Origin of the sequence: Myxococcus faecalis (assembly GCF_050039385.1) — a bacterium.
Classification (GTDB): Bacteria; Myxococcota; Myxococcia; order Myxococcales; family Myxococcaceae; genus Myxococcus; species Myxococcus fulvus.
This window is the reverse complement of record NZ_CP144336.1, coordinates 4,069,357-4,090,435: the sequence shown is the minus strand read 5'-3', so window position 1 is coordinate 4,090,435 and position 21,079 is coordinate 4,069,357. Positions and strand designations below refer to the sequence as shown.

The window sequence follows — 21,079 nt, the reverse complement described above, 5'->3', positions numbered from 1 at the left end:
GGAATCAGAACAGCCAGCGCGGGGGGGCCGGCTCGACGTCGAGTCCGAGGAAGCGGCGGTTCACCACGCGGTTCTCGGGGTCCACCGTCACCTGCACCACCGGCTCCGGGAAGGGCACCGTCACGCTCAGCGTGTCCGACTGCGGCGACAGCCCGTAGTTCAGCGTCACCCGCCTGCGCTCGGTGGCGCCCTCGACGAGGACGTCCACGGAGACGGGGTAGCGCGTGCCGGACACGGAGCGCTGGACGGCGGTGAGGGTCAGCTCGCCGTCCTCCAGCGCATGGCTCACCTCGAAGAAGGGCCAGTCCGGGTCTCCGCCGCCGTACACCCACGCGTCGAAGTACGGCCCCAGGTCCTCGCCGGACGCCTGCTCCAGCGCGGCGCGCAGGTCCGCGACGCTCCGGTCCCCGGGGACGGACAGGAAGTTCTTGATGGCCTGCAGGACGATGTTCTCGCCCAGCAGCGGCTCCAGCTGGAGGAACAGGAGCATGGGCCCGGTGCCGTAGACGTCCGACGCGAAGGAGAGGAAGACGGGGGCCGGGTCGTCCTCGGGCTGCGGGTAGTACGCGGCGGTGCGCGCCAGCCGGTCCCAGTACGCGCGCGTCTGCTCGGCCTCGCCCGCGGGGCGGCCCAGGCGCTCGTAGCGGTACGTGAGGTACTCGGCGATGGCCTCCTTCCACACGAAGTCGAACGGGCTCGACAGCGTGGTGCGGTTGCCCGCCCACTGGTGCACCACCTCGTGCATCAGCGTGTGCATCGTCATGTTCGCGTAGTCGCGCCGGAGGTCCGGCAGGTCCTCGCGCAGGATGAGGTTGGCGGGGTGCTCCACGCCCAGCCACTCGGTGGGCGCGCCCGCCACGCGCAGCTCGGTGCCGTACGGCAGCGGGCCCAGCTCGCCGATGACCCAGTTGAGGTACGCCTTGACGTCCGCGGCCACCAGCGACGAGGCGAGCTTGCCGCCGGCCACCTCGTGGAAGACGACCTTGAACTTGCTGGACTGCTCGGTGAACGTGCTCGAGCGCCACGCGGGATTGGAGGCCACCGCGAAGGACGAGTACGTGGGGGCCTGGGTGAGCCCGGTCAGCGTGCACTTCGTGGTGGTGCTGTCGGGGCGCGTCAGCTGTCCCGGGCACAGCACCCGCTCGCCCGTCGCGTGCTTCACGGTGAAGACGTACTGCGTGAGCTGGTCCGTGCGGTCGTCGCACGGGCCGAAGCGGTCGCACGACTCCACCCAGCTCAAGAGATACGAGAAGGTGTTGCCGGCCCTGTCCGTGCGGCGCGAGAAGCCCACCTGGGTGAAGTCGTACGTCTCCAGGGGCACCGTGTAGCGCGCCTCCAGCTTCACCTGGCCCGCGAACTGGCCGCGGCCGCAGACGCGGATGCCCTGCTCGGTGGACTCCGAGCGGGTCGGCTCGGCGTCGTTCCAGCGCAGTCCCGTGAGCCCCTGGGGCGCGTTCACCACGAAGCAGTCACCGCCTGGCGGCGCGACGTCCAGGTACAGCGTGGACTTCGCCTCGCCCGTCTGCGTGGCGAAGTCGTACTCGTAGCGGGTCACCCGCGCGGAGAAGTCACCCTCGGGCCACAGGGGCACGAACGGGTGTGACTGCGCGTCGAGCGCGTCGAGGGCGCCCTCCGGCTCCACCGTGGGGCCACAGCCGAGCGCTCCGAGCGCCCACAGCCCCCAGACCACCCGTGTGAGAACACCTGCCAGCGGCTGCGCGGACCATCCTGGGATGCTTCGCATGGCGTCCTTGTCGTGAGGTGACGAGCACGATGAAGCGCGAGAGCCCCGACCCGAGCCCCCCTGGGGGGCCCTCGCGCAGGTCCAGACAGGGTGTGCGCGGGACTACAGGCCGTCGACGCTGGCCTCGTCACGCACCGACAGCCGGTAGTGGTCGTCCGCCCACTCGTTCTGGAAGCGCACCGAGCCCGTCAGCAGCCCCTCCACGTCCAGCACGTTCTCGATCTTCTCCTTGCTGAGCGGCTGCACGTTCCAGGTGGTCCCCTCGTAGCGGAAGACGGAGACGTCCTGGAGCTCCACCTTCTCGCCGCGCACGCCGAGCAGCACGTCGCCCGCCTGGAGCGTCTTGGCCTTCACCATCTCACCGGTGGCGAGCACCATGGGGTGCTCGGACGTCACCTCGACGCGGCGGCCGTCCACCGTCTGCAGCGCGAACACGTCCTCCACCGTCTCGCCGGCGACGAAGGCGCGGATGGCCTGCTCGCCCGTGGTGGGCGCCACCAGCGAAGCGTCCTTCGTGAGCGCCGTCACCGTGCGCACGCCGGACGCATACGCATCCGCGATGGGCCAGTACTCACCACCGAAGGACACCTTCTCCCTGGCCGTGTAGCAGCCCGTCACGCACGTGCCCAGCTTCACCAGTCCGGCGATGCACGGCGCGTTCTCGTCCGCGGGGATGAAGAAGGAGCACGTGGCCGTCGGGCCCGTGGCGGCGAAGGAGTAACAGCCGCTCGCGTACACCTGGTACTCGCCCTCCGCGTTCAGGAAGTCCCGCTTGGCCTGGGTGATGTAGCCGCACCGGAAGGACCAGTTGTTGCGACCCTGCGACAGCGTGTACGTGGTGAGCTGGTCGTCGGTGAAGCAGCGCGTGGACAGCTGCGCCGACGCCGTCGTGGAAAGCACCGCGCACGCGAGGACAACCAGATACGACAGTCGCTTCATGGCTCGCTCCTGGAGGCTGGGGCTGCTGGGTTTCGCTGCCCCGGGATATATCGAGGGTTCACTCGCAGTAAAGTGGATTCCCGCCGAATATGGGATTCCTGGCGACGAATGTTGGCTGTTATTGATTTGCAGTGTCTGCTGATAATTCCATCCGCGCGTCGCGGTGCGGGGTGGAGTGTTCGCGGCTGAAAGCCCTGAATCCACGGGGGCTTATGTGGACTCCTGGTCGGATACGGGCGGGGCCTGCGGACGTGCGGGCGTCTCAGGGATTGCCGCAGGTATGCCTTGCGCGGGTCAGGTGCGGGTGGGGCCCGGTGGGAGGCTCCATGACTGCCATTGGGTTGCACTGGCAGTACGGATTGCGTGTGGCGGTGGGGCGGAGTGTCGTCCCCCGACGCGAAGTGGCTGGACGGGGGCGGACGGACGCGCGAGTCCTTATGACGAGGCTCCACCCTGGCGAAGGCGACCTCGGGCGCCTTGGAGGAAGGCATGCGCGTACACCCTGTCCGGCTGGTGCTGGCATGGGTCCTGGTCTGGGGGACGGTGGCCTGGGGCGCCGCTCCCGGCACGGGGCCCGGGGACTGCGAGGGCAACACGCGCTTCCTGGTGGGCGCGGGCCTGGGGGACATCACCGGCCCCGCCGCGGAGGTGGGGATGATGGGCTACGGGCAGCTCTCGCAGCAGACCGCGGGGCTGCACCAGCGGCTGCGCTCGCGGGCCTTCGTCATCGTCTCGCCGTGCAACGGGCGCCGGGTGGCCATCGTCAGCGCGGACCTGGGGATGATGTTCCAGGCGGTGAAGACGCAGGTGGTGGAGCGGCTGCGCGCCCGCTTCGGCGCCGTGTATTCGAATGACAACGTGCTGCTCGGCGCCACGCACACGCACTCGGGGCCGGGCGGCTTCTCGCACCACACCTTGTACAACCTGACGACGTTCGGCTTCGTGCCGCAGAACTTCGAGGCCATCGTCTCGGGCATCGTCACGTCGATTGCCCGGGCCCACTCGCGGCTGGGCGAGGGGACGCTGCGGCTGGAAGCGGGGGAGCTCGTGGGGGCCAGCCGCAACCGCTCACCGGAGGCCTACCGGCTCAACCCGCCCGCCGAGCGCGCCCGGTACGCCCACGACGTGGACACGCGGATGACGCTGCTGCGGCTGACGCGCGCGCAAGGCGGCGACGTGGGGCTCATCAACTGGTTCGCCGTGCACGCGACGTCCATGGGCAACGACAACCACCTCATCAGCGGGGACAACAAGGGACTGGCCTCGTACTGGTTCGAGAAGGCGCACGACAAGGGGGACACCTTCGTCGCGGCCTTCGCGCAGGCGAACGCGGGGGACGTCACGCCCAACATCCTGGGCGGCACGAATGGCGGTGGGGCCGACGACTTCGAGGACACGGAGCTGTCCGCGCGCAAGCAGCACGACTTCGCCGCGCGGCTGTGGGCCCGGGCCACGACGCCGCTCGTGGGGGGCGTGGACTTCCGGCACACCTTCGTGAAGATGGACGCGGTGGACGTGGCGCCCGAGTACGCGGATGGGAGGCCGCGCCGCACGTGTCCCGCGGCGATTGGGCTGTCGATGCTGGCGGGCGCGGAGGACGGGCCCGGCTATGGCGTGGAGGGCGCGTCGTGCGCCGTCATCCATGACCTGTGGAGCCAGTTCACCTGCGCGCTCACCACCACGCCGTGTCAGGGCGAGAAGCCCATCGTGCTGGAGATGGGCGCCATGCTGCCGCACCCGTGGAGCCCGGACGTGTTGCCGCTGCAGTTGGTGACGGTGGGGCCGCTCGCGCTGGTGGCGGTGCCGTTCGAGGTGACGACGATGGCGGGGCGGCGGCTGCGTCGGACGGTGCTGGAGCGGCTCTCGCCCCGGGGCATCACGGAGGTGGTCATCGTGGGGCTGGCCAACGACTACGCGGGCTATGTCGCCACGCGCGAGGAGTACGCGCGCCAGTCCTACGAGGGGGCGTCGACGCACTTCGGGCCGTGGACGCTCGCGGCGCTGCAGCAGGGGTTCGATTCGCTCGCGGTGGGGATGCGCGAGGGGCATCCGGTTGCTCCGGGGCCCCTGCCCACGGACCTGCGCTTCATCCAGGCGAGCCTCCAGCCCGGCGTGGTGTACGACGACAAGCTGCTCTGGGTGTCGTTCGGCGACGTCATCACGGACGCGAAGGCGTCGTACGCGCGCGGGGACTCGGTGAAGGTCACGTTCTGGGGCGCGCATCCGAAGAACGACTTGCGCCTGGAGGGGACGTATCTGCGCGTGCAGCGCAAGGGCTCCATCGGCGCGTGGGTGGACGTGGCGGATGATGGTGACTGGGAGACGCGCTACCGCTGGGAGCGCGAGAGCTGTGTGCCCACGCTGGGGTGCTCGCACGTCACGGTGGAGTGGCACATCCCGCGCGACGCCGCGCCGGGCACGTACCGCATCCTCCACGAGGGCGAGTGGAAGTCCGGCTGGGATGCGCGCGTGCGCCCGTACTACGGCGCCTCGCGGGTGTTCACGGTGAAGTGACGGCGTCCTCTGGGGCGTGGGGCCGGGAGAGCAGCTCGCGCAGCCGGGGAGGCGTGGGTTGGAGCTGCACGCCGATGCCCGCCGTGGAGCCCCAGGTGCGGGCGTGCGCGGTGTCGACGTGACGCACCACCTCGCCCTCGCAGGTGAAGTCCTCGCCGTCCAGGCGCAGCGTCAATGACAGCCGCGTGAAGAGGGGAGGGAAGGGCTCCTCGCAGCCGAGGAACAGGCCGCCCTTGCAGACCTCGACGCGGTGGGCCACGAGGCCCTGGGGATGCTGGATGCGCACGTCACAGGGGGCGGGAGTCCGCGTGATGGGGCGATGGGGGCTTGTGCGCGAGGTGGCGTGACGACGCGCGGCGGGTGGGCACGGCAGTGCATCGGAGTGTTCCGACAGGCAGCGCTCGCAGTGCATGGTCACCTCGCTCGGGGGCTCCCGCGGGGGCGGAAGGGGCGACACCTGGCTGTATACCGGGTGCGGGAGCCGGTGTGACGAGGCCTCCGGGGCAGCACGAGTGGGATGACGGCTAGCGCACAGAGGGGCTCTCGGGGCCTGGCCCGCATGGGCGGGGGCGTGTCGGTTGCGGGACGTCTGTCTCGCTCGCCCAGCGCATTGAGGCAGCGGGGTGAAGCGCGGAGGCTCGCGGCGGTGATGGGACGTGCCCCGTCATCCACTGCCACCCGACGGGCAGTGCGCTTGTTGGAGAAAGGCCCATCCATGAGCATCCATGGTCTCGAAGGGAAGAATGTCCTCATCGCGGGGGGCGCCAAGAACCTGGGCGGGTTGATGGCTCGCGACCTGGCGCGACATGGGGCCAAGGCGGTGGTGATTCACTACCACGACGCGAGCGCGAGGAGCGCCGCCGAGCAGACGCTGCGTGCCATCGAGGCCGCGGGGGCCAAGGGGGTGGCTCTCCAGGGAGAGCTGACGAGCGCCCGGGGGATGGAACAGCTCTTCGCGGAGGCGAGGGCCGCGGTGGGCAGGCCGGACATCGCCATCAATACCGTGGGAAAGGTGCTCAAGAAGCCCATCGTCGAGACCACGGAGGCGGAGTTCGACGAGATGAGCGCGGTGAATGCCAAGACGGCCTTCTTCTTCCTCAAGGAGGCGGGGCGGCACCTGAACGACAACGGCAAGGTCTGCACGCTCGTCACGTCCCTGTTGGGGGCATACACGCCCTTCTACGCGACCTATGCGGGCATGAAGGCCCCCGTCGAGCACTTCACCCGGGCGGCCTCGAAGGAGTTTGGCGAGCGGGGCATCTCCGTGACGGCGGTCGGCCCGGGCCCCATGGACACGCCCTTCTTCTACCCGGCGGAGGGAGAGGACGCGGTCACCTACCACAAGACGGCGGCGGCGCTGTCGAGGTTCTCCAAGACGGGCCTCACCGACATCGAGGACATCGTTCCGTTCATCCGGTTCCTCGTCACCGAGGGCTGGTGGATGACGGGCCAGACGATTCTCGTCAACGGCGGATACACCACGAAGTAGTCGCCGGGAGTGGGATGCGAGTCGCTCACCTTCGATGGAGGCGAGCGACTCGGGCCCGACGGGGGATGCCGTCAGGCGCTCTCCGGGGATGACCGCGACACGGGCTGTCGCTCCAGCAGTCGCTGGTAGGCGAGCACCAGGACGAACTGGTGCAGGCTCACCGACGCCATGACCATCAAGGTGGCGACGAGGTTGGCGGCGAAGGAGAAGGGCGCCGGCAGGTGCTCCGTCGCGTCGGTGAGGAGGGAGCCCACGGTGTCCGAGAGGGGCATGAGGATGAGCACTGGGAGCAGTGCGCTGAGAAGCCTCCTGCGATGGCCTCGGACGAGTTGATAGGAGAACCGGAGCGCGGCGAGTGGACCTTTGCCGTCCACCGCGACGGCGGCGGGGGCCAGGCTCGTGCAGAGCGCCATGTAGACGCCTGGCAGCACGAGGAGGAACGAGCCCCCCAGGACGACGAGGAACGTCAACACGTACGTCAGGAGCAGGAGGGGGATGCGCCCGAGGACGACCCATGGGGAGCTGACGTCCGGGGCTGGCAGCCCGGCCTCCTCGCGCAGCCGCCGGGTCACCGTGCGCATGAGGAGGATGCTCAGGCCGAGCTCCGCCGCGACCAGGGACGTGATGCCGGGCAAGGTGCTCTGGGTGAGGTGGAGGAGGGCCCCGGAGCCCATGAGGCAGAGCCACTGGAGGATGAAGAGCCCCGCCAGGAGCACCCGGTGCTGGAGCAGGAGCGAGCAGGCATCTCGCAGGAGCCGCGTGGGGGCCATGGCCGTCGGGTCCTCCCGAATCCGATGTACGCACGGCGCGCAGCGGGCGGCCTCCGGGTGGGCGCGACAGCCGGCGCAGCCGAAGCTGCCACACCGGTCGCAGACGAAGACGGAGTCCTCCAGGGGATGCACGGCACACGTGGGCGCGATTTCGGAGGCGGCGGACGACATGGGACGGCTCGGGGCAAGAGGAAGCCCGGGCCGCTCGCGCGCCCTCGGGCGCCGCCACCCTATGAACCGGGGGCCCTGCGCACCGGTCCTCCTCCGGAGGCTCGCCCCTGGGGGCCGCTCCGCCTATCCGCGAGCGGACAGGGCCCGCGTGGGCCCTGTCACCCCGTGGAAAGCCTCCCGTCGGTGCGGGCGGCGCTCAGCCCTTCGCCTTGAAGGGCGCCGCGTCGATGCGCACGCCGATGTACGAGGGGAAGCGCGGCACGCCGTCGTTGGACAGCTCCTGGTAGCGGAACGTGATGAGCGTGCCGAGGGCCGGCGGCGAGGCGCGCTCCGCGTCGGAGAAGCCCGTGCCCACGCTGAAGCGCTTGCCGTTGCGCAGCTCCACCTCGAGGGCGCCCAGCCGCCCCTTGTGCCGGCCCGCGCCCGCGACGTGGCCAATCACCACGGCCTCGTCATCCTTGAAGCTCTTCACCTTCAACAGCGTGTGCGAGCGGCCCACCTCGTAGCGTGAGCCCGGCTGCCGCAGCATCAGTCCCTCGCCGCCCAGGCCCTCCACCCGCTCCAGCTCCGCGCGCAGGTGCGCCGTGCCCTGGCAGCGCTCGTGCGGATGCCACCGCGCGTACCCGGGCTTCGTGTCATCCACCCACTTGCGACAGTGCTCCAGCCGCTGCTCGAAGGCCGCGTCCACGCTCGGGGCGTCGAACACCACGAAGAGCAGCTCCTTCCAGTCCTGGCTCTTGTCCTGCCGGCGCACCACGCTCACCGTGCGCTGGAAGCGCTTGCGGCCACCGAACAGCTCTCCGTCCAGCGGGAAGTCCGGCAGGCCCGCGGTGAACCAGTCCGGCGCGAAGAACTCGTTGCCCAGGCGCGACCAGAAGCGCTTGCCGTCCCAGTACGCGCGCACGCCGTCGAGCTTCTCGCTCATCCACCAGTCGGTGAGGTCCACGTCGTTCTCCCACGGATGGGCGAGCAGCAGCGGCGGGGCCTTCTCGGTGGCGTCCTCGCCGGACTCGGACTCCTTCGCCGTCTTGACGCGGGTGGCCTTGGGGAGGGCCTCGGCGCCGCCGACGCGGGCGGCTTCGGCGTCCTCACCGCGCAGCTTGCGCAGGTGCTTGCAGGTGCGCCGCTCGATGCCGATGGACTGGTTGCGCCACGCGGGACAGGAACACGAGTAGACACCTCCGGTGTTCTTGAGGATGTAGGGCTTGGCGCCCGAGCCCTTCATCTCCGCCTGCTCACCGTCCGCGAGGTCCGCCACTGATATCCCCTCCGTGCCGCGTGTCCTCGCGGCGACCGTGAGGAGAATCGTACCCCTGGGGTCTGACGTTTCCCAAGCACGGTGGCGGTGTGGCGCCGTGTTCCGCGCGCTGGACCCGCGACGTTGGACGGGTATCCGGAGTTCGACGGGGCGCCACGGGGGCAGGCGGGCGGCCCGGTGTCGCGCGTGAGGGGCCCGCGGGACGTGGAGAGGTGGTCATTCGACGCGCGAGGCAGTGGCGGACGGGCGGCAGGCGTCGCACCATGTCCGGAGGTCCACGTTTCATCGAGGAGGCGTCACGGGATGGTGGTCATCGTCATGGGCGTCTCGGGCGCCGGCAAGTCGACGGTGGGGCGCGCGCTGGCCCAGAGCCTGGGCTGGCGCTTCCTCGACACGGACGACCTGCACTCGGCCGCCAACGTGGCGAAGATGGCGGCGGGCATCCCGCTGACGGACGAGGACCGCTGGCCCTGGTTGGCGGACGTGCGTGGTGAGCTGGAGCGCTCGCTGGCGCGCGGTGAGGACGTGGTGCTGGCCTCGTCCGCGCTCAAGCGCTCCTACCGCGAGCGGCTGGAGGTGGACCCGGCGCGAACGCGGTGGGTGTTCCTGCATGCGCCGCGCGAGGTGCTGGCGCACAGGCTCGCGCAGCGGCACGGGCACTTCATGCCGCCGGAGCTGTTGGCCAGCCAGCTGGCGACGCTGGAGGTGCCCGAGCAGGCGCTGCCGGTGGACGTCTCGGTGCCGCCGGAGGAAGTCGTCGCGCGCATCCGTGAGGGCCTGAAGCTCTGACGTCAGCGCCCCGCGCGGGCGAGGAAGTCGGACGTGCCCTCCAGCTTCGCGTAGGCCATGCCGAGCGCGGCGAGGAACGCGGCGTGGACCTGGGGCGCGGGCACGCTCACACCATTGAGCTCGAGGGCGCGGGCGGCGCAGGCGTCGTGGAGCACGGTGACGGAGTAGCCGAGGTCCGCGGCGGCGCGCACGGTGGCGTCCACGCACATGAGGGTCATCATGCCGGTCACCACGAGGTGCTTGATTCCGAGCGCGCCCAGCTGCTTCTGGAGGTCCGTCTCGCGGAAGCTGTTGGGGTAGTGCTTGAGGATGATGCGCTCGTCGGGGCGGGGCGCGACGAGGGGGTGGGTCTCCGAGCCCGGGGTGTTGGGGAGGAAGAAGGTGGCGCCGGGCTGCGCGGAGATGTGGCGGACGTGGATGACGGGCAGGCGGTGCTGGCGGAAGTGGTCGAGGGCCGCGCGGGCCTGGGTGGCGGCGGCGTCGGCGCGGTCCAGCTCGGCGCGGCCGCCGGGGAAGTAGTCGTTCTGGATGTCGATGAGCAGCAGGGCGGTGGTGGGGTCCAAGGGGTCCTCCATGGGGTGGGGCTTCATGGGATGGAATAACCAGACGGGATGCACGCGACGAGTGCCTGGATTGACAAAATCCGGGCGGAAAACGACAAGCGGCCATGGCGTCGTCTCCCACACGAATCGCGGTGTTGTCGCTGGAGGGGTGTGTGGCCTCCAGCGTGATGGGGCCGCTGGACGTGTTCGCGATGGCGAACCTGTTGAGCCGGGACGTGGGGATGTCGGAGCCGTTCGTGGCGGAGCTGGTGTCGCCGGGTGGGCGGCCCGCGAGGAGCTTCCACGGGCTGGAGTTGATGGCGGCGCGGGTGCCGGAGCCGGCGGAGCGCTTCGACGTGGTGTTGGTTCCGGCGATGGTGGGTGGATTGGAGGAGGTGTTGGGGGAGCGGGTGCTGACGCGGTGGTTGAAGGCGCAGCATGCGAGAGGGGCGAAGCTGGCGGCGGTGTGCGCGGGTGCGTTCGTGTTGGCGGAGACGGGGTTGTTGGAGGGGCGCGAGGCGACGACGCACTGGGGGTTGGCGCAGCGCTTCGCGGCGAGCTATCCGGGGGTGAGGCTCAAGCCGGAGCTGTTGTTGGTGGACCAGGACGACGTGCTCACGGCGGGAGGAATCACCGCGTATCTGGACCTGTGTCTGCATCTGGTGGCGAAGCAGGCGTCACCGGAGCTGGCGGCGTTGTGCGCGAAGATGTTGTTGGTGGAGCCGGGGCGCAGGTTGCAGGGGCCGTACGCGGTGCACTCGGCACCGAGGGACCACGGGGACGCGGCGGTGCTGCGCGCGCAGGAGTGGCTGGAGGCGCACTACCAGGGCCCGGTGACGCTGGCGGAGGCGGCGGAGGCCGCGAGCCTGGGCGCGAGGACGCTGCTGAGGCGCTTCCAGAAGGCGACGGGGGACACGCCGCTGGACTACGTCCAACGCCTGCGCGTCGAGGCGGCCCGGCGGATGCTGGAGACGAGCCCGCGCACCGTGGAGGACATCTCGCAGGCCGTGGGCTACGCGGACACCACGTCGTTCCGGCGACGGTTCAAGGCGCGCACGGGGCTGACCCCGGATGCGTACAGAAGACGGTTCGCGCTGCGGTGAGCCGCGACACGCGGGCTACCCTCAAGAATGGACGGAACATTCAAATCATTTGAATGTTCGTGCATGTCGCGCTGCCTCCAGCCTCGTTCCCTGATGGGGGCGCTCGTATCTTGGGTGCTCGATGCGCACCGTGCGCGCATGGCTCACGGTCGAGGTGGTCGTTGCGTCGCTCTCGAGCGCCGTTTCCCACGGGCCTCTCCGGCGGACAGAATCTCGGGGATGCGCGCGGCGAGCAGGTCGATGGCCGCGCGGACCTTCGAGGGCAGGTGCTTGTTCTGCGGCCACACGGCGAAGACTTCATTCCCGTGTCGTCCCTCTTCCTGAAGCAACAGCGTCAGCTCTCCCTTGCTCAATCGCGGCGCGACCAGCCAGCAGGGCAGCCACGCGAGCCCCGCGCCCCTCACCGCCTCGTCGGCGATGGCTTCCAGGTCATCGAAGCGCAGTCGCCCTCGCATCGACACCAGCCGCTCACCTCCCCGTGGGTCCGGGAACCGCCAGGGCTTGGTTGTCCCCTGTCGTCCGTAGAGCACGGCCTCATGCTTCCCCAAATCCTCGAGGGACTTGGGTCGACCACGTCGCGCCAGATACGCGGGTGACGCGCAGACCACCATGTTCTGCACGCCCAGTCGCCGCGCCGTCAGTCCCGCATGGTCCGACAAGGGCGCGACTCGAATCGCCAGGTCGAACCCCTCCTCGATGAGGTCCACCACCCGGTCGCTCACGGACAGCTCCACCTCGAGCCCCGGATGCTGTCGCGCCAGCTCCCCCAGCAGCGGCGCCACGCAGTGACGACCGAACAGCACCGAGGCCGTCACCCGCAGCCGCCCCGTGGGCGCGCGATGCCCCGAGTCCAGCTCCGCCTCCGCCGCCTCCAACTCCGCCAGCGCCCGCACGCACCGCTCGTAGAAGACCTGTCCGTCCTCGGTGAGCCCCTGCTTGCGCGTGGTGCGCAGGAACAGCCGCGCCCCCAACCGCTCCTCCAGCCGCGCGATGCTCTTGCCCACCGCCGACCGCGACAACCCCAGCCGCTTCGCCGCGAGCGCGAAGCTCCCCGCCTCCGCGGCCTGCACGAAGGTCAGCACTCCACTCAGCCGGTCCGTCACGACACGCCTCCCATTGGCGAATTCCTGTCTCCAGTGAAGCCTCCAAAGCTCTCCACTGGGGACCTGCCCTCCCCCGTATATCCCCCAGGCCCTCGAATGGCATGACCCTGGAGACAGCAACGATGGATGGCGTGATGAAGCGGTGGGAGCTGCGCAAGCCGGGCCGCGTGAACCTGCAACTGGCGAGCGTGCCCATTCCCCAGCCCGGCGCGGGCGAGGCCCTGGTGCGCGTGTCCGCGGTGTCCCTCAACTACCGCGAGAAGCTCTTCCTGGACGCAGGCGGATACTCCGACGTGCCGTGGCCCTTCGTTCCCACCTCCGACATGGCGGGGGAGGTGGTGGCCACCGGCGCGGGTGTCTCGCGGGTCCGGGTGGGCGAGCGCGTGCTCGCGGCCTTCAACACGGACTGGGTGGACGGCCCACCTCCTCGCGCACCGCGAGCCCTGGGAGGGAGCGTCCCCGGCGTGTTGTCCGAGTACGTCGTGATGCCCGAGGGCTGGCTCGTCGCCGCGCCCAGGACGCTCGATGATGCCCAGGCCAGCACGCTGCCCTGCGCGGGGCTCACCGCATGGACGGCGCTCGTGGAGCAAGGCGCGCTCAGGCCCGGACAGACGGTGGTGACGCAAGGCACCGGGGGCGTGTCGCTGTTCGCCGTGCAGCTCGCCTCCGCGCTCGGCGCGCGCGTCATCGTCACCTCGGGAGACGACGAGAAGCTGGCTCGCGCGAAGACGCTGGGCGCGGCCCATGGCATCCATCGTCGCCGCACCCCCGACTGGGAGAAGGAGGTGCTGGAGCTGACGAGCGGACGTGGCGCGGACCAGGTGCTGGAGTTGGTGGGCGGCGACAACCTGGGGCGCTCCGCCAGCGCCCTCGCGTCAGGCGGACGCATCTCGCTCATCGGCGTGCTGGAGGGCTTCGACATGCGCTTCCCCGCGCTCCCGCTGCTCCGGAGCCACGGCATCATCCAGGGCGTGCTCGTGGGACACCGCCGGGGACTCGAGGACCTGGTCCGAGCGGTGGACACGCTGCGCGTGGCGCCCGTCATCGACGCGACGTACCCGCTGCGCGACTTCCCCCAGGCCCTGGCGCACCTGGACCGGGGGCCGTTCGGCAAGCTGGTCATCCGCGTCCGCGAGTGAGCCGGAGGCCAGGGCCCGGGAGGGCCTCATGCCGATGAATCGTTGCTCACGATGCAGTTCGTCGGCCTCACCCCTTTCCCTTCACGCGCTGGACGCAGGTAGAGTTCGGGGACTCTGCCGGCCGGGGGCGAGAGGTTGGCCGCATGAGAGGTGGTGGGTTCGTGAGACTCGCCGGATTCGTCATTCATGGAAACAATCAGGACACGCTGCCCCGGTGCCTGGAGAGCCTGCTGGCTGTCTGTGACGACGTCGTGGCCGTGGACTCCATGTCCACGGACGGTTCCTCGGACATCTCCCGGCGCATGGGGGTGAGGTCCGTGTCGATGGCCTGGGAGGGATATGGCGCCGCCCGGGCCGCGGCCGTCGCCTCGCTGAGGCCCTCCGATTACGTCTTCTTCCTGGACTCGGACGAGCACCTGGACGCAGACGCCGTGCGAGCCATCGTCGGCTGGAGGGAGAGCCACCCGCGCGAGGCCGTCTACCGTCTGCCCTTGCGCGACTGGGCCGAGGTCGACGGTCAGCGCTTCCTGTACCGCACGCACTGGCGCTCGCGCCTCCTGCGCAGGGAGGTGGCCGCCTGGCGTCCGGAGATGATTGTCCATGAAGCGCTGCCTCGCCGACGTGCACAGCGGCTCCAGGCGTTCATCGAGCACCGGTTCGCCACGTCCGTCTCCCTGCGCTCCGCCAAGGAGCACCGCTACGCGCTGCTCTGGGCGGTGATGGCGTTCGTGGAAGGGCGCACGTCCAAGCCCGCGTCGCTCCAGCGCCCCGCGCACCTCCTGCGAGATGGCCTGCTGCATGGAGCGCTGTGGCGCGGCGGATGGAGGGCGCTGAAGCTCGCCTGGGTGGTGGCCGGATACCACGTGGCGAAGTACCGCTACCTGTGCGAGCTGAAGCAGGGCCGCCATCCCGAGCTGGTCCAGGCCTTCAAGGAGCGACGCTTCGGCGAGCTGTTCCAGCGGGTTCACGCCCTGCGGCTGACCCCATGACACCCGAGGTGGCGCGCGCCTACCGGAACGCGGGCCAGGTGAACGAGCCGGTCCCGGCCCAGCGCTCCGCCAGGCGCTCCTCGAGCGCATCCAGGGTGCGCGACAGGGCGGGAATCGGGTCCACGTCCTCCCGCAGCGCCCGGGCGCGAGCGAGGTGACGCAAGAGGGCGGCGCGCTCGGAGAACCCGGGCGCCCACTCCCTGTCCCGCTCCAGCGCTCGCGGCGATAGCCACTGGAACATGTTCACCGTGCGCGCGGTGGCGAGCAGCGCGCGGGCGCGCAGCCATGTCGCGTCGATGCGCGCCGCCTCGCACGAGGGCGCCAGGGTGATGCGGTACGTGACGTCCGCGCGCGCGATGAGCTCCTCGGGCAGCGGCACCACCAGCAGCCACATCAGCGCGTCGTACAGCGCGTGGCGCATGCCGCAGTACTCGAAGTCGAGCAGCCGCGGGCCGCTGGCGGTGAACAACGTGTTGCCCGGGGCCATGTCCCCATGCGTGAGCGCGAGGAACGGACCGGGCTCGGCCAGCTCGCGCGCCACGTGCTCCAGGTCCTCCTGCGTCCCCGGCTCCAGCTCCGCGTCGACCGCGTCCGTCCACCGTCGCAGCCGGTCCACGTGCTCCAGCAGATAGCGCGCGTTCTCGATGCGCACGCGCCCGGGGCGAGGGCTCAGCGCATGGCGGAGCATGTCGAAGTCCCCATGCAGGCCCCAGGTCCGCGCGTGGAGCTGCCCGGTGAGGCGGGCCACGGCGAGCAGCCCGCCGATGGCCGCCTCCGGGTCGTCCCCCTGGAGCAGGTCCTCCAGCGTGGGGCCGAGGCCCAGGTCCTGGAGCACGAGCAGCCGCGAGTCGACGCTGCCCGCGATGAGGCCCGGGGCGATGGTGAGGTTGTGCCGGCCGAGCAGCTCCAGCCCCGCCCACTCATCCAGCCCGAGCACCAGGTCCTGATGGAAGTGCTTGAGCACGACGCTGGTGACGTCTCCGCCGCGCACGCGGGCGCGCACGACGTGGCAGCGCGACTGGGTCCGCAGGACCTGGGGCTCGGTCAGCAGCACGGGGCGTCCCCAGGCCGCGGAGAGCGAGCGCGCGCCATCGGCGAGCAGCCGCGCCAGGTCCAGGGCGCTCAGGGGAGTCGCTCCACGGTGGCGCCAGCTCTCTCCAGCAGCTCGCGGTACCACGCGAAGGCCCGCGCGGTGCGGTCTCCCAGGGCCTTGGCGCCCCAGAGTACGGTGAGCGTGCGGCGGGTGTCCGCGTTGGTCTTGGTGCGCTGCGCGTCCTTCACGGCGTTGGCGCACGGGCCCTCGGCGTCGAAGAGGCACAAGAGGCCCGCGAGGTCGATGCTCTGGCCGGAGGCATTGAAGACATACTGCGCGCCCTCGGGCGCGATGCCGACGCGGAACGGCTGGGTGGCGCGGTCCAGGTCCACGACGCTGATGGGCAGCCCGCTGTGCAGCGACACCGCGTTGCACGCATCCACGGCCGTGTTGATGCTGCCGAGCGAGCCATCCCCCGCGGCGCGCACCAGGTACTCGGAGGCGGGCTTGCCCCGGCCCGTGGGCTTGTAGCCGCCGTGGCGGAGCATGTCGCGCACGGCGCCGCGCACGGTGTCGTCGCTGGAGAGCGGCGCGGCCGCGTCCGACCTCAGCAGCGCCACCAGCCACTGCGGCGAGGGCGACGCGCCCAGCGACGCGGGGAAGGTGGTGGTGAAGCTCAGCGTGTCCAGGGACGGATGCGGGTCGACGGTCAGCACGGCGGGCCACTCTACGCCACCCGGCCGTCCCGTGCTGGGCGTCGATGCGTGGGGCGAAAGACGCTGCTCATCGAGGACAGCGGCTGCTCGCGGGAGGCCCGTGTCCGCCCCGGCGTGCAGCGCGCCGCGGGAGGCTGCTCGTGGCGTGGGGCACTCGCGGGGCCCCTTGTTGGCGGAACGTCGCGGACTTCACTGTGGAGCGCCCGCCTCCGGGGCACAGTGTCACGAGTGCCGTTGGGCTTGTTCGTGGCGCCAATCCCGGGGCGTCATGCCGTAGGCCTTCTTGAACGCGCGGCCGAAGTGCGTCAGGTCGACGAAGCCCCAGCTGAAGGCGATGTCCGCGATGCCGCGCGCGTCCATGTCGGGGTCCTCGAGCGCCTGGCGGCAGCGCTCCAGGCGGCGCGAGAGGACCTGGCGCATGAAGCTCTCGCCGCCTTCCGCGAACAGCCCATGCAGATAGCGCGTGGACATGCGGAAGTGGGCGGCGGCCGTCGCCGGACTCAGCGAGGGCTCCGCGAGGTGACGCTCGACATAGAGGCGGAGGGCATGTCGCCGGGCCTCTCGCACGCTCGCGGCGTTGGTCTGGAGGGTCCGGCCCTGGGTGTTGAAGGCCAGGGCGAGCAGCTCGAGCAGGTTGTCCGAGACGGAGCCCGCGACGGGCTCGGCGAGCTGGTTCACCGCGAAGGCGCGCAGGTAGGCGGAGACCAGGGCCCCGACGCCCTCTTGGGTATGGAGCACGCTGCCCACCAGGTCATCCGGACGTGAGAGCCGAGGCCGCAGCGTGGAGTAGGGCGCCACGATGACGATGCGGCGGTAGTCCGCGTCGAACGAGAGCTCTCCCGGTCGGGTCCCATCGAAGAGCTCCACGTCACCGGGGTGGGAGTACCGCTCCTCGCGTCCCTGGCGCAGTCGGCAGACGCCCTCCACCTGCATGCAGAGGTAGTAGCACTCGCGTGGGGCACGGGCGATCTCCGGCTCCCCCCGATAGACGCTCTGGGCCGAGGAGTGCAGGTACGTCACGCCCAGCGGTCCTGCGTCGTGATGGTCGAGCCGCCCGAAGAAGGGACTGGAGGAGGACTTGTGCTCCGTCCTCAGTCCCAGGAGCACCTTGCTCGCCAATTCCTGCCAGTACTCATGCCGCTGCTGCTCGGAGACCCCGTCCGTCGAGAAGACTGTGCGCAAGTGCCGCCCCCAGATGTCGTGGCACGCATCCTCCCACCCACCTCCGACACTCCCAGCGCCCACGGCCGAATCCCCGTGCACCCTCGGCCGAGCCCCCCTGCCGCCCATTCCCTATACCTGCCTCCGACCGACACCGATGCTCGGTTCCTCTCAAGGAGAGTCTTCATGAAGCAGTTCCTCGCAGCGTTTGTGCTTTCGTTGGCCGTCGCGACCCCCGCCATGGCGCAGCATGATGGGCCGTTCGCCGACACGGACGCGCTGGTGAGCTATTGGTCGGCGCAGGACACCCAGAGCTCGCTGACGCAGATCTACGTCAATGGCAAGCGCGTGTACCAGCGCTCCGGCTTCGGGCCGGCCTTCGTCAAGGAGTACTTCGATTGCCACGACGGCTCCGGCATCAAGTCCTTCTGCAACAACATCTTCGACGGCTACTTGACCGTGGAGGGCACGTACGGGACGTACAGCCCCGGGCTCGCCGTCTACCTCGACGGCGTGCTGTATCGCTCGGGCAGTCCCTTCTCTCGCGTGGACATCAAGACCTGCTACGGCGACGCGAGCTATTACGGCCCGGTGAGCTACTACATCGTCGAGAGCGTGATCGACGGCTTCGGCCCGCCGTATCCGGGCAACGACTGCTTCTGACCCATCGTCCCGAGCCGCGCCCGTCCTGTGCCGGAGGGGCGCGGCTGTCGGGCCGCTCAGTCGGGTTCGGACAGTCCGAAGTAGTGGGACAGGTAGTCGCCGAAGCTCTTGTACTTGAGCCAGAACTCGAAGCGGTTGTGGCAGCCGAGGACGGGGTACTCGCCGCGACGGTTCGCTTTGTGGAAGAGCAGCAGGTGCTCCTGGCTCCCCGAGGGCAAGAACTCCAGGGCGAGCGCGTTCGCCATGGTGGGGTCGGGCAGCAGGTCCACCCAGGCCTGGACCAGCTGCTCCTCCGTGAAGGACTCCGCCGCCGGTGCGTTCTTGGTCATGGCCCGGGACCAACCGGTGAGGATGTCCCGCAGCGGTCGGACCTCCAGCTCGGGTGGGGTGCCTTTCGCCAGGCGAAACCAGCTCGCATCGAAGGCGAGCCACTCGCGGAGGCTGGGTGGGAGTGGACGCGCGTCCGGGAGGGTGAGCGCGTTGATGGACTGAGCATCGAGGGGACGCGGGTCCTGGTGCTGGTGGAACCAGCCCTTGCCGCGTCCGCCGTGTTGCACCAGGTGTTCGATGACCTGCTTCGTCGCGCTCAGGTTCATGTCGGCCTCGCTCTACTTCGGAACGCACGACGAGGGGAGAGGGTCTCGCGTGAGTTGCTCCTCGCGCGGCGTGAGCGTGGAATTGTGTGCTCACACTCCATTGGCCCGCACAGGGCGAAGCGGATGAATCTCGCGTGTTAGGTTCGGCGCCTTGCGAGCTTGAGCGCGCGCGTGTGTGTGGCCGAGGCGTGGCGCAGAGGAGCGAATCGATGGCAGACGCGAACCAGCGGACGATGCGGGCGGCGCGCTTCGATACGGCGACGAAGACGCTGACGGTGACCACGGTTCCGGTGCCGCAGCCCGGTCCCGGTGAGGTGCGAGTCCAGGTGAAGGCGTGCGGCATCTGTCTGTCGGACGCGCATCTGCTGGATGGCTCGTTGCAGTCGCCGCTGCCGGTGGTGACGCCGGGGCACGAGTCCTCGGGAGTCATCGACGCGGTGGGGGTGGGGGTGCCGCGCTGGACGGCGGGGCAGCGCGTGGCCATGGCGGGCGGCAAGCCGTGTGGACGTTGCGCGAGGTGCTCCAACGGGCAACCGGCGGAGTGCCTGGACTTCCACATCATGGGCTTCCACTACGACGGTGCGTGGGCGGAGTACGTGGTGGTGCCTTACTTCGTGCTGTCTGCGATTCCGGACCATCTGCCGTTCGAGCAGGCGGCGATTCTCGCGGACGCGGTGGCGACGCCGTACGCGGGGCTGGTGGAGACCGCGCAGCTGCGGCCCGCGCAGTCGGTGGGCCTGTGGGGCATCGGTGGGCTGGGAGTCCACGCGGTGCAGATTGCGCGGATGATGGGGGCGACGCCGATTCTCGCGTTCGACACGAACGAGGCGGCGCGGAAGCGGGCGCTGGAGTTCGGCGCGGACGTGGCGTTGGACCCGCGCGCGCCGGACGTGCGCAAACAGGTTCTCCAGCACACGAACGGCATGGGGCTGGATGTGGCGGTGGACCTGGTGGGCGCGAACGCGGTGCTCGCGCAGGCGTCGATGAGCCTCGGGCGGCACGGGCGCGCGGTGATGGTGGGCCTGTCGCCGGAGCCCATCCAGCTGGGCGCGGGGGTGAACTTCGGCGTGCGCTCGCAGGCGCTGCTCGGGCACCTGGGCTACGAGAAGAAGCACCTGGACCAACTGGTGACGCTGGTGGGCGGCAAGCGCCTGGACGTGTCGCGCTCGGTGACGGCGACGCTGCCGCTCGAGGACGTGGCCAAGGGCGTGGAGCGGCTGGTGAGCAAGGAGGGCAACCCCATCCGGCTCGTCATCACGCCGTGAGCCTGAGGACCCGGGCACGCGAGTGCTCGGGTCCCATCGAGCGTCACGCGGTGCTCACCGCGTGCTGTCGGACGCGGCGAGGAGGCGGGCCACGTCTCCGAGCGTCGTGACTCCGGGGAAGCGCGCCGTGCCGGGCGCGGGGCCCGGCCTCAGCCACGCCGCGATGATGACCCCCAACAGCGCCGACATCCCACCGACGAACAGGGGCATGGAGCCCAGGCGGTAGCCCGCGGCGGTGCTCACGAGCGCCAGGACGAAGAGCCCGAGGCTCGCCCTGCGAAAGGGCGTGGACGGGATTTCGACGCGAGGGAGCGCCCGGGGTGAAAGCAGCCCCACGACGTCCTGGAACGTCGCCAGCTGTTGCCAGCTCTGGAAGGACAGGGGTGTGGACGGGCGCGCTCTTGCGACGGGGAGCCCCGCGCCCAGCAGCGCGGTCCGCAAGGTGATGAAGGCACCCGCCGTCAGGCAGGACGTCCCCGCCACGCGCAGGGGCTCGAGGACGGGCAGCCGCAGCCGCGGCGCGAGGAACTCACACAGATGTCCCATCGTCGGCGCGCGATGCGCGCGCAGGGCGGCGTCGAGCGCATGCGGTGGAACCTCGACGTACAGCCACGACTGGAGCCAGGCCGCGAGCGGCTTCCATCCGAGCCAGAAGTCCCGGAACCCAGCATCCAGGGCTGCTTCCCAATGGGACAGTGGCGTCTCGAAGTCGAGGGGCGGGTCCTCCTCCACGCTCGCATCCAGCGCGGCGTCGTGCGCGAGCTTCGCGCGCAGCAACGCCAGTACATCCTCCGGGGTCGCGGAGCGTGTCCGCCAACGTCGCGTGTCGCGCATCGACTCCCTCCCAATCAGGCCCGAGGTTAGTGGACCCGGCCCTCCGCCGCGAACCCAGGATGCGAGCCTGCGAATCCGCTCACGGCGGAACGCGGCCCCCGCCCCATGTAGGTCTCCCTCCCGGCCCGGGGGCGTGCGCCACCCTGGCTGGCCGCCCTCGGGCATGGGAAGCGATTGCCGGAGGTTCGGAACAGTCCTCCTCTGGCGTCCCCCATGGCATAAGGGCGCCGCGCCCGCTTTCTCCGGGCACCCCCTACGCAC

Annotated in this window: 20 protein-coding genes; 8 read left to right on the top strand and 12 right to left on the bottom strand. The window is 70.3% G+C overall.

The genetic code is table 11. From position 1 onward, the window contains the following. Positions 1–4: 4 nt before the first annotated feature. Together VZQ01_RS16205 and VZQ01_RS16200 are read right to left on the bottom strand one after the other, a co-directional pair. Complete coding sequence (locus VZQ01_RS16205; RefSeq protein WP_426748301.1) at positions 5–1,744, bottom strand: M1 family aminopeptidase; 1,740 nt, start codon at positions 1,742–1,744, stop codon at positions 5–7. Between the two features lie 102 nt (positions 1,745–1,846). Further along, positions 1,847–2,683 (bottom strand): Hint domain-containing protein, encoded by an 837-nt coding sequence (locus VZQ01_RS16200; protein WP_223749155.1) that lies wholly within the window; start codon positions 2,681–2,683, stop codon positions 1,847–1,849. A 489-nt stretch (positions 2,684–3,172) separates the two neighbouring features. Between VZQ01_RS16200 and VZQ01_RS16195 the strand changes: the two genes are divergently transcribed. Then, a complete protein-coding gene (locus tag VZQ01_RS16195) occupies positions 3,173–5,197 on the top strand; it encodes a neutral/alkaline ceramidase (protein ID WP_223749156.1) in 2,025 nt (674 codons plus the stop codon). Here VZQ01_RS16195 and VZQ01_RS16190 read toward each other — a convergent pair. Then, positions 5,184–5,483, bottom strand: coding sequence for a PilZ domain-containing protein (locus VZQ01_RS16190; protein ID WP_426748300.1), 300 nt, complete (start codon positions 5,481–5,483; stop codon positions 5,184–5,186). The two genes, VZQ01_RS16195 and VZQ01_RS16190, sit on opposite strands and share 14 nt — an antisense overlap. A gap of 429 nt (positions 5,484–5,912) precedes the next feature. Between VZQ01_RS16190 and VZQ01_RS16185 the strand changes: the two genes are divergently transcribed. After that, positions 5,913–6,686, top strand: a complete 774-nt coding sequence (locus VZQ01_RS16185) for an SDR family oxidoreductase (protein WP_223749158.1) — start codon at positions 5,913–5,915, stop codon at positions 6,684–6,686. Between the two features lie 71 nt (positions 6,687–6,757). On the opposite strand, the gene VZQ01_RS16180 is transcribed toward VZQ01_RS16185, so the two are convergent. After that, positions 6,758–7,627 carry a DUF7847 domain-containing protein gene (locus VZQ01_RS16180; protein ID WP_426748299.1) on the bottom strand — a complete coding sequence of 290 codons (870 nt, stop codon included), beginning with the start codon at positions 7,625–7,627 and terminating at the stop codon, positions 6,758–6,760. Positions 7,628–7,823: 196 nt separating this feature from the next. After that, positions 7,824–8,885: a DNA ligase gene (locus VZQ01_RS16175; RefSeq protein ID WP_223749160.1), complete on the bottom strand. Its 1,062-nt coding sequence runs from the start codon at positions 8,883–8,885 to the stop codon at positions 7,824–7,826. Between the two features lie 303 nt (positions 8,886–9,188). Between VZQ01_RS16175 and VZQ01_RS16170 the strand changes: the two genes are divergently transcribed. Next, positions 9,189–9,674, top strand: a complete 486-nt coding sequence (locus VZQ01_RS16170; protein ID WP_426748298.1) for a gluconokinase — start codon at positions 9,189–9,191, stop codon at positions 9,672–9,674. A gap of 2 nt (positions 9,675–9,676) precedes the next feature. Here VZQ01_RS16170 and VZQ01_RS16165 read toward each other — a convergent pair whose 3' ends face one another. Next, the gene (locus tag VZQ01_RS16165; RefSeq protein ID WP_426748297.1) at positions 9,677–10,264 is read right to left on the bottom strand and encodes a cysteine hydrolase family protein; all 588 of its coding nucleotides are present in this window, start codon (positions 10,262–10,264) and stop codon (positions 9,677–9,679) included. A 77-nt stretch (positions 10,265–10,341) separates the two neighbouring features. Here VZQ01_RS16165 and VZQ01_RS16160 point away from each other — a divergent pair, with 77 nt between their 5' ends. After that, positions 10,342–11,319: a GlxA family transcriptional regulator gene (locus tag VZQ01_RS16160; RefSeq protein WP_426748296.1), complete on the top strand. Its 978-nt coding sequence runs from the start codon at positions 10,342–10,344 to the stop codon at positions 11,317–11,319. A gap of 143 nt (positions 11,320–11,462) precedes the next feature. Here the strand turns inward: VZQ01_RS16160 and VZQ01_RS16155 are convergent, their stop codons facing one another. Further along, entirely contained in the window at positions 11,463–12,422 is a 960-nt protein-coding gene (locus tag VZQ01_RS16155) for a LysR family transcriptional regulator (protein WP_426748295.1), read from the bottom strand. Positions 12,423–12,544: 122 nt separating this feature from the next. On the opposite strand from VZQ01_RS16155, the gene VZQ01_RS16150 reads away from it, so the two are divergent. Both VZQ01_RS16150 and VZQ01_RS16145 read left to right on the top strand, forming a co-directional pair. Next, a complete protein-coding gene (locus VZQ01_RS16150; RefSeq protein ID WP_267698272.1) occupies positions 12,545–13,561 on the top strand; it encodes a zinc-dependent alcohol dehydrogenase family protein in 1,017 nt (338 codons plus the stop codon). Positions 13,562–13,722: 161 nt separating this feature from the next. Beyond that, on the top strand, positions 13,723–14,550 hold the full coding sequence (locus VZQ01_RS16145; protein ID WP_426748294.1) for a glycosyltransferase: 828 nt from the start codon (positions 13,723–13,725) through the stop codon (positions 14,548–14,550). 19 nt (positions 14,551–14,569) lie between these two features. Here VZQ01_RS16145 and VZQ01_RS16140 read toward each other — a convergent pair whose 3' ends face one another. From VZQ01_RS16140 to VZQ01_RS16130, 3 genes are all read right to left on the bottom strand, one after another. Beyond that, positions 14,570–15,727 (bottom strand): phosphotransferase, encoded by a 1,158-nt coding sequence (locus VZQ01_RS16140; RefSeq protein WP_426748292.1) that lies wholly within the window; start codon positions 15,725–15,727, stop codon positions 14,570–14,572. Further along, entirely contained in the window at positions 15,673–16,299 is a 627-nt protein-coding gene (locus tag VZQ01_RS16135) for a phenylalanine--tRNA ligase beta subunit-related protein (protein ID WP_408888259.1), read from the bottom strand. The genes VZQ01_RS16140 and VZQ01_RS16135 overlap by 55 nt, the downstream gene beginning before the upstream one ends. 222 nt (positions 16,300–16,521) lie before the next feature. Further along, complete coding sequence (locus tag VZQ01_RS16130) at positions 16,522–17,481, bottom strand: helix-turn-helix domain-containing protein (protein WP_426748291.1); 960 nt, start codon at positions 17,479–17,481, stop codon at positions 16,522–16,524. A gap of 219 nt (positions 17,482–17,700) precedes the next feature. Between VZQ01_RS16130 and VZQ01_RS16125 the strand changes: the two genes are divergently transcribed. Then, positions 17,701–18,123, top strand: coding sequence for a hypothetical protein (locus VZQ01_RS16125; RefSeq protein WP_408888257.1), 423 nt, complete (start codon positions 17,701–17,703; stop codon positions 18,121–18,123). 56 nt (positions 18,124–18,179) lie between these two features. Here the strand turns inward: VZQ01_RS16125 and VZQ01_RS16120 are convergent, their stop codons facing one another. Further along, entirely contained in the window at positions 18,180–18,719 is a 540-nt protein-coding gene (locus tag VZQ01_RS16120; protein WP_426748290.1) for a hypothetical protein, read from the bottom strand. Positions 18,720–18,928: 209 nt separating this feature from the next. On the opposite strand from VZQ01_RS16120, the gene VZQ01_RS16115 reads away from it, so the two are divergent. Continuing rightward, the gene (locus VZQ01_RS16115) at positions 18,929–19,984 is read left to right on the top strand and encodes a zinc-binding dehydrogenase (protein ID WP_426748289.1); all 1,056 of its coding nucleotides are present in this window, start codon (positions 18,929–18,931) and stop codon (positions 19,982–19,984) included. A gap of 54 nt (positions 19,985–20,038) precedes the next feature. Here VZQ01_RS16115 and VZQ01_RS16110 read toward each other — a convergent pair whose 3' ends face one another. After that, on the bottom strand, positions 20,039–20,818 hold the full coding sequence (locus VZQ01_RS16110; RefSeq protein ID WP_426748288.1) for a hypothetical protein: 780 nt from the start codon (positions 20,816–20,818) through the stop codon (positions 20,039–20,041). Positions 20,819–21,079 lie beyond the last annotated feature (261 nt).